This window comes from Streptomyces acidiscabies, assembly GCF_020010905.1.
Lineage (GTDB): Bacteria > Actinomycetota > Actinomycetes > Streptomycetales > Streptomycetaceae > Streptomyces > Streptomyces acidiscabies.
On the sequence record NZ_JAGJBY010000002.1, the window covers coordinates 2,429,878 to 2,444,322 of the forward strand.

General features: G+C 71.7%; 12 protein-coding genes. 2 read left to right on the forward strand and 10 right to left on the reverse strand.

What is annotated here, in order from left to right:
• Nucleotides 1–81: 81 nt before the first annotated feature.
• The gene (locus tag J8M50_RS37635) at nt 82–2,319 is read right to left on the reverse strand and encodes an MMPL family transporter (protein ID WP_010359219.1); all 2,238 of its coding nucleotides are present in this window, start codon (nt 2,317–2,319) and stop codon (nt 82–84) included.
• A 155-nt stretch (nt 2,320–2,474) separates the two neighbouring features.
• Between J8M50_RS37635 and J8M50_RS37640 the strand changes: the two genes are divergently transcribed.
• Entirely contained in the window at nt 2,475–3,125 is a 651-nt protein-coding gene (locus tag J8M50_RS37640) for a TetR/AcrR family transcriptional regulator (RefSeq protein WP_010359220.1), read from the forward strand.
• A gap of 12 nt (nt 3,126–3,137) precedes the next feature.
• Here the strand turns inward: J8M50_RS37640 and J8M50_RS37645 are convergent, their stop codons facing one another.
• Genes J8M50_RS37645 through J8M50_RS37680 form a run of 8 tightly spaced genes read right to left on the reverse strand, consistent with a single transcriptional unit; the run spans nt 3,138 to nt 11,356 of the window.
• Nucleotides 3,138–4,214, reverse strand: a complete 1,077-nt coding sequence (locus J8M50_RS37645; RefSeq protein ID WP_010359221.1) for a polyprenyl synthetase family protein — start codon at nt 4,212–4,214, stop codon at nt 3,138–3,140.
• Nucleotides 4,214–5,650: an alkaline phosphatase family protein gene (locus J8M50_RS37650; RefSeq protein WP_010359222.1), complete on the reverse strand. Its 1,437-nt coding sequence runs from the start codon at nt 5,648–5,650 to the stop codon at nt 4,214–4,216. Before J8M50_RS37650 ends, J8M50_RS37645 begins: the two co-directional genes overlap by 1 nt.
• The gene (eboE, locus tag J8M50_RS37655) at nt 5,643–6,800 is read right to left on the reverse strand and encodes a metabolite traffic protein EboE (protein WP_010359223.1); all 1,158 of its coding nucleotides are present in this window, start codon (nt 6,798–6,800) and stop codon (nt 5,643–5,645) included. Before eboE ends, J8M50_RS37650 begins: the two co-directional genes overlap by 8 nt.
• 3 nt (nt 6,801–6,803) lie before the next feature.
• Nucleotides 6,804–7,664 (reverse strand): TatD family hydrolase, encoded by an 861-nt coding sequence (locus J8M50_RS37660; protein WP_010359224.1) that lies wholly within the window; start codon nt 7,662–7,664, stop codon nt 6,804–6,806.
• 15 nt (nt 7,665–7,679) lie between these two features.
• Nucleotides 7,680–8,432 (reverse strand): EboA domain-containing protein, encoded by a 753-nt coding sequence (locus J8M50_RS37665; protein WP_010359225.1) that lies wholly within the window; start codon nt 8,430–8,432, stop codon nt 7,680–7,682.
• Complete coding sequence (locus J8M50_RS37670; protein WP_010359226.1) at nt 8,425–9,297, reverse strand: sugar phosphate isomerase/epimerase family protein; 873 nt, start codon at nt 9,295–9,297, stop codon at nt 8,425–8,427. The genes J8M50_RS37665 and J8M50_RS37670 overlap by 8 nt, the downstream gene beginning before the upstream one ends.
• Nucleotides 9,294–10,190 (reverse strand): SCO3242 family prenyltransferase, encoded by an 897-nt coding sequence (locus J8M50_RS37675; RefSeq protein WP_010359227.1) that lies wholly within the window; start codon nt 10,188–10,190, stop codon nt 9,294–9,296. Before J8M50_RS37675 ends, J8M50_RS37670 begins: the two co-directional genes overlap by 4 nt.
• Entirely contained in the window at nt 10,187–11,356 is a 1,170-nt protein-coding gene (locus tag J8M50_RS37680; protein ID WP_010359228.1) for an inositol-3-phosphate synthase, read from the reverse strand. The genes J8M50_RS37675 and J8M50_RS37680 overlap by 4 nt, the downstream gene beginning before the upstream one ends.
• A gap of 258 nt (nt 11,357–11,614) precedes the next feature.
• On the opposite strand from J8M50_RS37680, the gene dxs reads away from it, so the two are divergent.
• Nucleotides 11,615–13,588, forward strand: coding sequence for a 1-deoxy-D-xylulose-5-phosphate synthase (gene dxs, locus J8M50_RS37685; protein ID WP_010359229.1), 1,974 nt, complete (start codon nt 11,615–11,617; stop codon nt 13,586–13,588).
• Nucleotides 13,589–13,630: 42 nt separating this feature from the next.
• Here dxs and J8M50_RS37690 read toward each other — a convergent pair whose 3' ends face one another.
• On the reverse strand, nt 13,631–14,266 hold the full coding sequence (locus J8M50_RS37690; RefSeq protein ID WP_010359230.1) for a TetR/AcrR family transcriptional regulator: 636 nt from the start codon (nt 14,264–14,266) through the stop codon (nt 13,631–13,633).
• Nucleotides 14,267–14,445 lie beyond the last annotated feature (179 nt).

Consider the following 14,445-nt stretch of genomic DNA (forward strand, 5'->3'; position numbering starts at 1 on the left):
CGCGATGAGTCTCATCATCTTTCATCTTCACAAGTCCCGGTAGAAGGATCCCGGACTCAGATCGAGCCCGAGCCTTCAACCCTAATTCGTATGATCATCATTCCCGTGCGGCCTGCTGTCGGCCGGACCTGCGACGACGCTCAGATCGGCCTCTTGAGGGGGCACGGCGGCCGTCGTCTCCCGCTCGGCGACCTCCAGCCGCGGCAGGAGGCGGTCCAGCGGACCGGGGAGCCACCAGCTCGCCCGGCCGGCCAGGTGCAGTACGGCCGGTACGAGCATGGTGCGGATGACGAAGGCGTCGAAGAGGACGGTCACCCCCATGCCGATGCCGAAGAGTTTCATCTCCCGCTCACCCGACGCGAAGGAGAGGAAGACCAGCACCATGATGGCCGCGGCGACGGTGATGACGCGGCCGGTCTCCACCTGCCCGAGGGTGACGGACCGCCTGCTGTCGCGGGTGTGGACCCAGGTCTCGTGCATCCTGCCGAGCAGGAAGACCTGGTAGTCCATCGACAGCCCGAACAGGATCGCGAAGAGGAAGACCGGGAGGTAGGCGTCGATCGGGCCGGTCTCGCCGATCCCTGTCACACCGCTCAGCCAGCCCCACTGGAAGACCGCCACGATGACGCCGAAGCAGACCCCGATGGCGAAGAGGTTCATCACCGCGGTGAGCGCCGCGACCAGCAGGCTGCGGAAGGCGATCAGCAGCAGCAGTGCGCCCAGCAGCACGACCACGCCGATGAAGAGGGGCAGCCGGGCGCTGATGGTGTCCGTGAAGTCGACCTCGGTCGCGGTGAACCCGCCGATGTACACGGCCGCTCCCGTGCCCCGGACGGCTTCGGGCGTCACGTCGTCACGGAGGTGGTGCAGCAGCTTCTTGGTCCGCTCCGACTGGGGTGAGGTCTTCGGGAACACCTGCTGCACGGCGACCTCGCCGGACGGGCTGACGCGCGCCGGAGTGACGCTCGCCACGCCGGGGGTCGCGGCCATGGCGTCGTTCACGTTGCGCAACGCCCCGTCGGACAGGCGGCCGTCCGCCGAGATCACCACGAGCAGCGGCGCGTTGAAGCCGGGGCCGAAGCCCTCGGACAGCGCGTCGTACGCCTGCCGGGTGGTCTGCTCGGGCGGGTCGTTGCCCTGGTCGCTGAAGCCGAGCCGCAGACTCAGCAGCGGCAGGGCGAGGACGACGGTGACCAGGGTGGCCGCCACCGCGAACACCAGCGGCCGGCGCTCCACCAGCCCCGCCCAGCGGATCCAGCCCCGGCTGTCCGGCGCCCGGTCCCCTTCCCCCGCCCCGGCCCGGCGGCGCTCCCGCCGGCTGAAGAGCCGCTCGCCGAAGAAGCCGAGCAGAGCGGGCAGCAGCGTCAGCGCGGCGGCCATCGTGAACAGGATGCCGATCACCGAGGCAGCCGCCATCCCCGACAGATAGTCGACCCCCAGACTGAACAGGCCGAGCAGGGCGAGACAGATGACCGTCCCGGCGAACAGCACGGAGCGGCCCGCCGTGCGCAGGGTCTCCACGAGCGCGTCCTCGATGCTCCGCCCGGCGAGCAGCCCGCGCCGCTGACGGGTCACCAGGAACAGCGCGTAGTCGATGCCCACACCGAGGTTGAGCAGGATCGTCAGGCTGGAGGCGAAGCTCGGCACCGTCATCACCCGGGAGACCATGCCGATGAGGGCCACCGCCGGGATCACCGAGGCGATCGCGCAGACCAGCGGCAGCGACACGGCGAGCAGGGAGCCGAAGGCGAGCCACAGCACCACGGCGGCGGCGAGGACGCCCACGAGTTCGCTGACCGAGGTGCTGATCGTCATCGTGGCCTGCGCGACGGCGTAGCCGCCGAGGTCGACCGACACCTTCGGGGTGGCGAACTCCTGGGCGGTGTCGATCACTTCGAGGACCGTGTCCTTGGCCAGGTCGTCGCCGTCCTGGTCGAACCGGACCGAGGCGAAGGCGATCCTGCCGTTCGCGCTGATCGCCCGCTCGCCGCCGGTCGCGTACGGGCTCTGCACCCCGGCCACGTGCGGCAGGGCGTCCACCGCCGCCAGCATCCTCCCCATCCGCTCCCGTACGTCCGGGTCGCGCACGGTGCCGTCGGTGACCTTCCAGACGATGGAGTCCACCTCGCCCGCCTGGTCCGGGAACTCCCGCTGGAGCAGCTGACTCGCGGTGCTGGAGTCGGTGTTCGGCAGGGAGTCGCTGACGCGGTAGTCGGCCGGGATCAGCCGGCCCAGTCCGGCGATGGCCACCACCGCCACCACCCAGAGCACGACGACGAGTCGACGGTTCCGGAAACTCCACCGGGCGAGCGTTTCCATGGACCAGTCCTCCGGCCAAAAGGTAAGTCACCACTCATGTTAATGATGCACAAGGATGATGGCATCTCCTGGGAAAGAAGCAAAGTGGGGGGTTCGAGCCAAGCTCTAAGCTGAGTTCCCACTCACTTTATCGGGATCCGGGGATACTTGGCCCCATGAAGCAGAACGAGGAGGTGTCGCAGCCACCGCTGCGCGCAGACGCCCGCCGCAACCGCGCCACGATCCTCACGGCCGCCCACGAGGTGTTCGCCGAGGAGGGTCTCGACGTACAGATCCAGGTGGTGGCCCAGCGCGCCGGGGTGGCCGTGGGCACGGTGTTCCGGCACTTCCCGACCAAGGAGGCGCTGATCGAGGCGGTGGGGGCCATGCAGCTGCGTACCGTCCTCGACCGCTTCGGCCGGGCTCTGGAGGAGCCCGACCCGCCCGGCGCCTTCGAGCGGCTGGTGTGGCATCTCACGGGCCAGTACCAGCTCTACCGGGCGGTGCCGCCGGCCCTCGCGAACGACTCGTCGCCGGAGATCGAGCAACTGCGCGTGCAGTTGTACGAATTGCTGGGGCGGACCGTCGCGCTGGCGCAGGAGGGCGGGCGGATCCGGGCGGATCTCGAACTGACCGACATCATGCTGCTGGTCACCGCCTGCGCGCATGTCGCCGAGGGGACGTCCCGCACGGACCCCGCCCTGCGCAAGCGGTTCATGACGGTCGTCTTCGACGGCATGCGCCCGGCGGGCGGCAGCCCCCTCCCCAAACCCACGCACGCCTCCCCCCTCGGCAGCTGGCTGGCGGTGTACCAGGCCCAGCGCTGACCGGGGCGCCCGTCAGTGGGAGCGTTCCACCGAGAACACTGCGATCCGGTACAGCGACTGCCAGGCTTCGGGGGACGCCGTGGCACGGATGCTCTCCAGGGCCTCGATCGCCGCGTTGTGGTGGTCGCGGGCGTGCCGGCGGGTCAGTTCCCGGCCACCGCACTCCTCGATCAGGCGGGTCGCCCGGTCCACGAGGCGCGCGTCGAGTTCGCCGTCCGTCTCCATGACGGCCCGCAGCTCGGCGACCGAGGCCCCCTCCCCGCTCAGCGCGGTGGCCAGCGGCAGCGTCAGCTTGCGGCGCTGTACGTCGGCGCCGACGTCCTTGCCGGTCAGCCGGGGGTCACCGAACGTGCCGAGCAGATCGTCGACCGCCTGGAACGCGATCCCCAGGTTGGTCCCGTACCGGCGCAGCGCGGTCACCGTGGCGGCGTCCGCGCCCGCCAGGATCGCCCCGAGGGAGGCCGCGGCGCCGAACAGCGCCCCGGTCTTCCCCGCGAACATGCCGAGCACGTCCTCGACCGTGAGGTTGCGCTGCGCCTGGTAGGAGAGGTCCTTGGCCTGACCGTCGATCATCTCGCCGGTCGCGTCGAGCAGCACCGCCGCCGCCTCGGCCGCGCCGGGCGCCCCGGACTCCAGCACCACCTGGAGCGCCAGGGTGAGCAGCGCGTCCCCGGCGACGATGGCCGGTCCGATGCCGAACACGGTCCACGCCGTCTGCCGGTGCCGGCGTTCCCGGTCCAGGTCGATGACGTCGTCGTGCAGCAGCGAGAAGTTGTGCACCAGCTCCATCGCCACGGCGCCCGGCAGCCCCGCGTCGGCCTGACCGCCGCTCAACTCGGCGGAGAGCAGGGCCAGACAGCCCCGCAGCCCCTTCCCGCTGTCGCCCTCGCTCGGCTGGCCGGCGCTGTCGGTCCACCCCATGTGGTAGAAGACGACCTGCTGAAGCTCCGGCCCCAGCCGGTCCGCCGCCGACCTGAGCGCCGGCCGCACCAGCCCCCGGCACCGCTCCAGCGTGGCCTTCATCGCCCTGGTGCCGTCTGCGCCGGCCTCGGCCGTCGTCCCGAGCGCACCCGTGCCCGTCCGTTCCATCACGTGTCCTTCCGCGCGGTGTCGGACACCGGCAGCCCCGCCACCCGGAGCAGCAGGTTCTTGATCTCGGTGGCGTGGAACGACGGCTGCTCGAACCGGGCGTCGCTGCACAGCACGACGGGTCCGTCCTCGGGCCGGTCCGGGAGCCGGCCGTGGCTGCCGCCCACACAGGACGGGTCCAGCGGTACGACGTTGAAGCCCGCCCGCATGCCGAGCTTCATCCGCGCCAGCTGGTACAGCCCCTTGACCTTGACCAGGGGGTCGGCGGGATCGAAGAACAGCTCGGCCGGGTCGTAGCCGGGCTTCTTGAAGAAGTCCATGCACTGGGCCCAGTCCGGGGCCCGGTCGTCGTCCAGCCAGTAGTAGTAGGTGAACCAGGCGTCCGGCTCGGCGATCGCCACCAGCTCCCCGGCCCGCTCGTGGTCGATGTGGTACTTGGCCTGTTGGGTGCGGTCCAGCACCTCGTCCACGCCCGGCAGTTCACCGATGATCGAGCGCACCCGGTCGAGGACCGCCGGATCGCGTACGTAGACGTGGGCGGCCTGGTGGTCGGCGACCGCGAGGGCGGCCGAGGTGTGCGGGTCGAAGAACTCCTTGCCGTGCTGGCTGTAGACGTTCAGCAGCCCTTCCCGGCGCAGCGCCCGGTTGATGTCGACGGGGCGGCCCACGCTGGTCAGCCCGTACTCGCTGACGATCACGATGTGGTGGTCCCGGTCGACGAGAGCGTCGATCAGCGGAGCCAGGACCCCGTCCAGTTCCCGGGCGGCGGCGATCGCCTCCGGGCCGTCGGCGCCGTACCGCTGGAGGTCGTAGTCCAGGTGCGGGATGTAGAGCAGCATCATGTCGTGCGGGCGCTGCTCCAGCATCCGTAGCGCCGCGTCGACCAGCCAGCGGCTGGGTTTGATGTTGGACAGCGGGCTCCAGAACTCGGGCAGCGGAAAGGTGCCGAGGGCCTTCTGGAGGTCGACGCGCAGGTCGTCGGGGCGGGTGTAGATGTCGGGCTGGACGGAACCGTCGTAGTGGAACATCGGGCGCGGGGTGAGCACGGTGTCGATCTCCATGCCCATCGCGTACCACCAGCACAGGTTGCCGATGGAGTAGTCGGGGTCGGATTTGTGCGCCGCGTGCCAGAGTTTCTCCCCGGCGACCAGGCCGTTGTTCTGCTTCCAGAAGTGCACCTCGGCGAGGTCCCGGAAGAACCAGCCGTTGCCGACGATGCCGTGGTCCTTGGGGTGCAGCCCGGTCAGCATGCTGGACTGCACGGAGGTGGTGACCGCGGGGAACACCGGGTCGAGCCGGGCCCCGAAGCCCCGTTCGGACACCCTGCGCAGGCTCGGCATGTGCTCCAGCAGGCGGGGGGTCAGCCCGACGACGTCGATGACGTGGACGGGCCTGCGCGCGCTCGCCGCGCGGGCGCGGGATACGGACTCAGCCATACGACAACTCCTCCAGTCCGGTTTTGTGCAGTCGGGTGATCAGCCAGTCGAGTTCGCTCGCGATGCCCGCGACCAGCCCGTCAGCCGTCGACGGTTCCCGGGCGGGCAGGACGTCCCAGGTGTACGTCTCGACCTCGATGTGCCGGGTGAGCGGATGCGGGCCGCCGAGCACGGTGTCGAGGGCGTCACCCAGGACGTGCTGGGTCGTGGTGAGCGCGCCGAGCCGCTCGCGGTGCAGCGGGGCGTGGAAGTGGACGCGCCAGGGCCGGTCGGCGGGCAGGGCGGCGGCCTCCGGCAGGTCGTCGACCCCCTGTACGCCGGTGGCGCCGAGCGCGCGCACCTGGTGCAGATAGCGCTCCTCCGCCAGGGCTTCGAGGCTCTCCCGGGCCGCCGGTTCGGACGGCCGGGCCGCCTCGACCGCACACGCCGCCTGGAGTTTCACCAGCGGGCGCCCGGCCCCGCGCAGCGCGGTGAGGAACTCCGGCGGGGACTCGAAGGCCACGGCCAGATGGCAGGTGTCCAGACAGACCCCGACGGTGTCGCCGAGACCGGCCAGCCGGGTCAGCTGGTCGGCGCGTTCGACGACGCAGCCCGGCTCCGGTTCGAGTCCGACCCGGATGCGGCGGCCGGTGCGGACGGCGTGGGCTTCGAGCTCCGTGTGCAGCCGGTCGAGGGCGGTGCGGGCGGCGGCGTCCTTGGCGTCCGTCCAGCCCACGCGCCAGCCGAGCGGCAGGGTGGAGATGGCGCCCTCGTCGATGGTGTCGGGCATCAGGGCGCCGAGTATCCGCACCAGCATCAGGGTGTAGTCGAGACGCCGGGGGTCGGCCCAGTCGGGCCGGTAGACGCGCTTCTTGACCCGGGCGCCGTGGAAGTCCCGGTAGGGGAAGCCGTTCAGGGTCGCCGTGAACAGTCCGCGCGTGCTCAGTTCCCGGCGCAGCCGGCCCAGCAGCTCCGGGTCCTGGTCGAGGGCTGCCGCCGCCTCGTACGGCAGCCACAGGCCCAGCCCCAGTTCGGGACGGCCGAGCCGCTCGCGTACGGGCCGCGCGTAGCGGTCGAGCTGGTCGACGATGTCGGTGACGGTCCGCGCCGGGTGCACATTGGTGCAGTAGCTGACGTACACGTCCGTGCCGTCCGGGTGCCTCAGGCGCATGGGTCACTTCTCCCCGCGCAGGATCGTGTTGCCGTCGAAGGCCTCGGCACCCAGTTCGGCGGTCGACTCCTCGTCGAGCTGGAGTCGGCCGCTCTGCCCGTAGAACGCGACCGGGTTGTCCCAGAAGAGCCCCTGGACGGTCTTCTCCTCGAAGCCGGCCGCGCGCAGCGCCTCCCAGGTACGGACGGTGGCGAGCGGATCGCTGATCCCCCAGTCGGCGGCGGAGTTGACCAGCATGCGTCCGGTGCCGTACTCCTCGGCTATGAGGGCCATCCGGACGGGGTCCATCTTGGTGTTGGGGTAGATCGTGAAGCCCGTCCAGCAGCCGCTGGCGCGGACCTCGGCGACGGTGAGTTCGTTGAGGTGGTCGACCACGACCATGCCGGGGTCGATGCCGGACTCCGAGACGAGGTCCAGGATGCGCTTGGTGCCGCCGGTCTTGTCCCGGTGCGGGGTGTGGATCACCACGGGCAGCCCGTGCTCCTCGGCCAGCCGCAGCTGACGGGCCATGACCTGTTCCTCGGCGGAGGTCCCGGCGTCCAGGCCGACCTCGCCGACCGCGACCACCCGGTCCTTCTCCAGATAGCGCGGCAGGGCGTCGAGGACGGAGGCGCAGCGGCTGTCGTTGGCCTCCTTCGGGTTGACGGCGAGCGCGCAGAAGTGCGCGATGCCGAACTGGGCCGCCCGGTAGGGCTCCCAGCCCAGCAGGCTGTCGAAATAGTCCAGGAAGGTGTCCGGGCTGGTCCGGGGCTGCCCGAGCCAGAACGCGGGCTCCACGAGGGCGCGCACTCCCGCGTCGGCCATCGCCCGGTAGTCGTCGGTGGTGCGGGAGGTCATGTGGATGTGCGAGTCGAAGACGCGCATGCGCTCTCCTCGGGGTCACTTCGGGCGGGGGGCGTCGGCGGGGAAGCCGGCCAGGGCGAGCCGTTCGGCCACGCAGCGCGCGGCCCTCGCCCGGAAGGGCAGGTCGGAGCCCATCTCGGCGGTGAGATCGGCCTCGGCGAGCCGGCCGGGCCGGGTCGCGATGACGTCGATGATCTGCCCGTCGACGTCACGTCCGGCCAGGATCCGCTCCCGGACGAAGTCGATCAGCAGGTCGACCAGCTCGTCGTCGGTGCGGTCGAGCACCTCGGGTATCGAGGCGAACGGCACGGACAGGAAAGCGCACTTGAGGACGGCCTGGCGCAGTGCCGCCGGCCGCAGGTGGCGGGCCGCGTACGGGCCCAGCGCCGCCTGGATCACGGTGGCGTCGTTGCTGCGTACCGCGTCCTCCACCAGCCACAGCCCCTCGGGCCCCTCGGTGAGCAGGTCCAGCGCCTTGAGCGCGGCGCGCCGCTCGCCCCGGTCCCCGTGGTGGTAGACGTCCTCGGCCAGGGCGATCCGCAGCGGCGGGGTGACGGCGTACAGCAGCAGGGCGCGGACCGCCTCGTCGATGCGCCAGCCGATCCGGGTGGGGTTGAGATCGAGCGGGCCCCGGCCGCAGCGCCTGGCCGCACCCGCGTATCTGACCGGGCAGGCGGCGGGGTCCTCGGCGATCCGCTCCAGCGACTGGACGAACCAGTCCCAGGCGGGGGCGGGCAGCTTCGCCTCCACCAGTTCGCGCAGGTGCGTGACGGCCTTCGGCTCAGCCATGGCTGACCGCCGGGACCTGACCGCCGTCGCGGGCGGCTGCGCGCAGGAACTCCAGGGAGCGGCGGGCCGTCTCCGGGGCCGCGTGACTGTGGCGCGGCAGCTCGACGGCGACGATCCCCCGGTAGCCGCAGGCGGCGAGCGCGGCGAGCACGGGCGGGAAGTCGATGGTCCCGGCGCCGAACTCCAGGTGCTCGTGCACGTCCCGGACCATGTCGTCGATCTGCACGTTCACCAGGTACGGGGCCGCCCAGCGCACGCAGTCGGGCACCGACATCGGCTCCACGCACTCGCAGTGCCCGATGTCCAGGGTGAGCCCCAGCACCTCGGGCTCCCCCAGCTCGGCCCGCAGCCGCGCGTAGCCCGCCAGGTCGTGGACCAGCATGCCGGGTTCGGGTTCGAAGCCGAGCCGCACACCGCGCGCCTCGGCGTACGGCAGGAGCTGGGCGACACCGGCGGTCAACTGCCGCCACGCGGCTGCCGGTTCGCCGCTGCGGTCGGTGCCGCTCCAGAAGGAGACGGCCTCGGCGCCCAGGTCGGCGGCGATGTCGACGGCACGTTTCAGCAGCCGTACGCGCGGCTCGTTGTCGGGCGAGACGAGCGAGGGCCAGTGCTTGTGCCGGATGTCCAGCAGATAGCGGGCGCCGGTCTCCACGACCACGGCCAGGCCCAGCTCCTCGACCCGTCGGCCCACCTCGCGCACCTGACGTGCGGCGTCGGGGGCGAAGGGGTCCAGGTGGTGGTTGTCGAGGGTGAGGGCGATGCTCCGGTAGCCCAGTTCGGAGACGATCGTGAGAGCGTCGTCGAGCCGGTGGTTGGCGAAGCCGTTGGTGTTGTAACCCCAGCGCGGCGCGGCGGGCCCGGTCATGTCGTGGCCACCTTCCGGCCCAGCGCCCGCCCGATCGGCAGGGCGGCGAGCACCGACAGCGCGGCTCCGGGCCGCCCGGACCGGGCGGTGAGCGCGGCCTGGAGCGGGATGATGCTCATGATGCCGGAGCCGACGGCCTGCTGGAGCCGGGCAGCGGTCGGCTGGACCACGGCCTGGAGCTGCGCCGGGCCGAACATGGCCGCGTAGACGGCGGAGAGCGCCGTGGCGGCGGCCCGGTCGCGCAGCCTCGGGGAGGTGCCCCCGGCGCTCGGTGCCACCGCGCAGACCGCTCCGGTGGCGGCGAGGGTGAGCGCGGGCAGTACGGCCGTCGCCCCCTCCACCTCCTTGCGGCTGAGGGCCATGAGGGTCGCCGTGTGCGCGGCGGTGACGGCCGCCGGCCGGAGGGCGGCGCGCCAGCCGTCCGCGCCCGCGCCGTGCAGGACGTTCATGCCGCGGGCGAAGGCCATGGACGCGCCGGCGCCGGGGGTGCCCTTGAGCCACAGGTCGTACGCCCAGATCCCGGCCGTGAGCGGCAGCGTCACGGCGAGGGCGCGGCGCCCCCCGGCGAGTGCGGCGACGGCCAGGCCGGTCGCGGTCAGTCCGGTCGCGATGCCGAGGGCCGTGTCCGGGGTGACCCGTCCCGAGGGGATGGGCCGGTCGGGACGTTCCTTGGCGTCGATGTCCCGGTCCGCGTAGTCGTTGAGCGCCATACCGGCCCAGTAGAGGCAGACGGAGGAGGCGATGAGCGCCGGGGTACGCCGGTCCAGCGGCCGGCCGGCCGCCGCCGCGCCGGCCAGGATGTCGCCGGGGATGCTCAACGCCGCCGGGGCGCGCACCAGTTGGACGACGCTGCGCAGATCGGGCCGCCGCAGGTCGGGGGTGCCGAGGCTCATGAGGTCGCCTCCAGCGCGTTCGCCCAGGCCAGCAGCTGCTCGTACTGCACGACCAGCCGGGGGTCGGAGTCCCCGATGGGGTCCTTGAAGAAGAAGGCCAGCTCGGACTGCGGCCCCGAGGCGCCGCTCTCCAGCGCCCTGCCCATCAGCCGGGCCAGGTCCAGGATCAGCGGCGCGGCGAGCGCGGAGTCGCAGCCCTGCCAGGTGAACTGCATCTTCATCTGGACGCCGAGGAAGCCCTCGAAGGAGATGTGGTTCCAGGCGGTCTTCCAGTCGCCCATCTCGGCGACGTTGTCGATGTGCACGGTGCCCTCGGGGTCGTAGCCGAGCAGCCGGCTGAGCCCGCGCTGCTTGGAGACGATCTTGCTCGTGCAGGCGTCGCTGTCGGCGAGGGTGGCGCCGTCGCCGCCGCCGAGGATGTTGGCGCCGTACCAGGAGCGCACCCGCAGACCGCGGTGGGCGAACATCGGGGCCAGCGCCGTCTTGGCCAGGGTCTCGCCGGTCTTGCCGTCGCTGCCGGCGTACGGCAGGCCCTCGCGCCGGGCCAGTTCGTCCAGCGCGGGCACGCGCACCCCGAGCGAGGGGGTGAAGTCGACGAAGGCGCACCCCGCCTTGAACGCGGCGTAGGCGCTGAGCGCGCTCGGCGGCAGCACGCCCGGGCGCTCGGCCATGGCCGCCTCCAGCAGGTCGAGCCGGGTGTACGCCTCGTCGTGGGCCGGGTGGGCCTCGGTCGACGCGATGTTGATCACCACGGTCCGCGCCACGCCGGTGCGCTGCGCGAACCGCAGCAGCGCGGCGATCATCGCCTCCGCCTGCTCGGCCTGCGGCGCCTGCGGGTCGCCCGCCTCGGTCAGGACGATCTCCCGGTCGGCGCAGTCGAGTTGCTCGGTCACCGAGCCGACGAGGTGCGCCGGGACGACACCGCCCACGGCCAGTTGCTCCGCGCGCTTGCGCAGCGGGGTGGTGACGACGTCCCAGCCGCCGAACACCAGATCGCGGATGGGGACGAGGCCGGCGGCGTCCATGCCGGCCAGTTCCGTCACGCAACCGCTGCTCGGGGCGAGTCCCGCTTCGACCGCGGCGGCTCCGGTCACCACGGTGGTGGCGACCGAACCCCGTGCGCCGTTCAGCCAGACGCCCAGTAACCCCGTATCCCGAAGTGCCATGGTCAGTTCTCCCCTGTCTAATGACCGACGGTCAGTCAGTCGGGAATGTATAGGCGGAAATCAAGCACAGTCAAGGGGTCGGGATCCACCCTCCCCACACGTCAACCCCCAGTAACAAGAGCCTCTTTGCGGCTCACCCGGCCGATCCCGGCGCACCCGCCTCAACCCGCTCTCGCCATTGACCCGTCGGGTCCTGCGGTGCTGTTATGACTGGCAGTCATAAGTGGCCGCGTACCACATCGATCGGGGGAGATCATCGTGATCGCACGCCAGGAGGCAGTGTCGAGCAACAGGGGAGCACTGGACCGGGGCTTACCCGACGAACTGGGCAGTCCCGCCGGCATCAAGGCCCTGCGTCCCGAGCAGCTCGCCGAGGTCAGCGACCGGATCCGCGAGTTCCTGATCGAGGCCGTGTCCCGGACCGGCGGCCACCTCGGGTCCAACCTCGGCGCCGTCGAGCTGACGCTCGCTCTGCACCGCGTCTTCGACTCACCGCGCGACGTGATGCTCTGGGACACCGGGCACCAGGCATACGTGCACAAGCTCGTGACCGGCCGGATCATGGACTTCCGTACCCTGCGCCAGGCCGGCGGGCTCTCCGGCTACCCCAGTCGCGCGGAGTCCGAGCACGACTGGATCGAGAACAGCCACGCCTCGACATCCTTGTCCTACGCGCACGGCCTCAGCGAGGGGTTCGCCGCGCGCGGCGAGGACCGGCGGGTGATCGCGGTGATCGGCGACGGCTCGCTGACCGGCGGCATGGCCTACGAGGGCCTCAACAACCTCGGCCGCAGCGGACGCCATGTGCTGATCGTGCTCAACGACAACGGCCGTTCGTACGCGCCGACCGCATCGCGCCTGCCCGGACAACTGCGCCGCGACCCCGCCCTGAAGCTGTGGGAGGAGAGCCAGCGGCGCAGGCTGGAGCGGGCGTTGGACGCCGCCGCGGACATCAGTCGGCAGGCCGCCAAGGACCTGTGGGCCATCCACCGCGCGCTCGGCGACCGGCCGCGCCCCGAGGCGTTCTTCGACGCCCTGGGCATCCACTACACGGGGCCGGTCGACGGGCACGACACCCCGGCCGTCGAGGCGGCGCTGCGTTCGGCGGACGCGGTGCCCGGACCGGTGGTCGTCCACGTGGTGACCCAGAAGGGGAAGGGGTACTCCTTCGCGGAGGACGATCTGGAGAAGTGCCTGCACGACGTGCCGGTCTTCGACACGGCGACCGGTCCGGTGGCCCCGGTGCCCGGACCGTCCGGCCTGACCCGGGCCTTCAGCGACACCCTCATGGAGTGCGCCGCTGCGGACGAGCGCGTCCACGCGATCACCGCGGCGATGCCGGGGCCGACCGGTCTGCTCCCCTTCCACCAGCGCCATCCCGAACGCTTCCACGACGTCGGCATCGCGGAGCAGCACGCGGTGACCCTGGCCGCGGGCCTGGCGATGGCGGGGCGCCGGCCCGTGGTGGCCGTCTACTCGACGTTCCTCGCCCGGGCCTTCGACCAGGTCAACCTGGACGTGGGGCTGCACGGTCTGCCCGTGGTCTTCGCCCTGGACCGGGCCGGCATCACGGGCGACGACGGGCCGAGCCACCACGGCGTACTGGACCTGGCGCTGTGCCTGCGCGTCCCGGGCATGACCGTGCTGGCCCCGTCCTCGGCGGACGAGCTGAAGGTGATGCTGCGGCACGCCCTGACCCTGCCGGGACCGGTGGCGATCCGCTGGCCGAAGGGCAGCCCGGAGCAGGCCGACGCGCAGACGGGGGAGGGGCTGCGCGGCCGGCGGCTGCGCTCGGCGGGGGAGCGCCCGGAGATTTGCCTGCTGGCCGTGGGTCGGATGGTGGCCCCCGCCATGTGCGCCGCCGTCGAACTCACCGCCGGGGGACGGGGCGTGACCGTCTGGGACGTACGGTGCGCGAAGCCGCTGGACGGGCGGATGCTGGCGGACGCGGCACGGCACCACACCGTCCTCACCGTGGAGGACGGCTACCGCGAGGGCGGCGTCGGCGCGGCCGTCGCCGCCGAGCTCGGCCGGACGGCGCAGGAGCGGGGGGTACGGCCGCCCGTCACCACGGTCCTCGGCGTCCCCGACATGTACGTCCCGCAGGCGAAACCCGACGCCATCCTGTCCCGCCTCGGCCTCGACGCCGCCGGCATCGCCGCCTCGGCCCGGGACACCTGGCGGCGCAACCGCCCGGGCCCCGCCCGCCCGTTCGACGCGGGCCGGCGATAGGTATTGCCCGAGGGACCGAGCCGACCGGGACCCCGCGCCCGCCTACTCCTGTCTGCCGAGTTGCAGTCGGATGATGCGGCGCACGGCGCTCAGCAACTGCTTGTGGTTGGCGTCGCCCGAGGTCAGGGCCTCGACGAAGACGCCGTACACGCCGTGCAGCAGGAAGGACACGACGATCTCGGGGTCGCGGACCTCCAGATCGCCCGAGCGTATGCCCTCGCGCACATGGCGCAGCAGATCGTCGCGGACCAGCGAGATCTCGTTGTGGTCCTCCAGCCCGGCCTCCCGGAAGAGGATGCCCAGCAGCAGTCTGTCGGCCGCCGTCGCGTCGAACAGCGCCTCGATGAACCGCTCCACCCGGGTGAGCGTGGAGACCTGACGGCCGTACAGCGCGGCGCTGTTGCACGAGACGAGGGCCCGCTCCACCCAGCGGGTGCGCAGCGCGGCGAGGATCTGCGTCTTCGACTCGAAGTACAGGTACATCGTGCCCTTGCCGATACCGGCCGTCCGGGCGATCTGGTCCATGGTCGTGGCCGGCAGCCCCCGTTCCAGGAGGACTTCCACCGCGGCGTCCAGGATCTGTTCCGAGCGGACATGCGGAGCGGCCCGACGGGCACGGGTGCGGCGGGTGGTGGCTTCCTCGGCCTTGAGGGGTGCCTCGGGCTTGGTGTTCGACACGGTTACCTCGATCCGGGGAGGACGACGATCCTACTGGGCGGCTGGTGCCTATAGCACACCTTGACTGACTAACAGTCAGTCATCTAGCCTCATCTGACCGTAGCGTGACTCGGGTTCAACGTCACCTTCATGACCCGAATTTCGGCATGTCACACCAAGAAGCGGAGGGCAATCGCCTT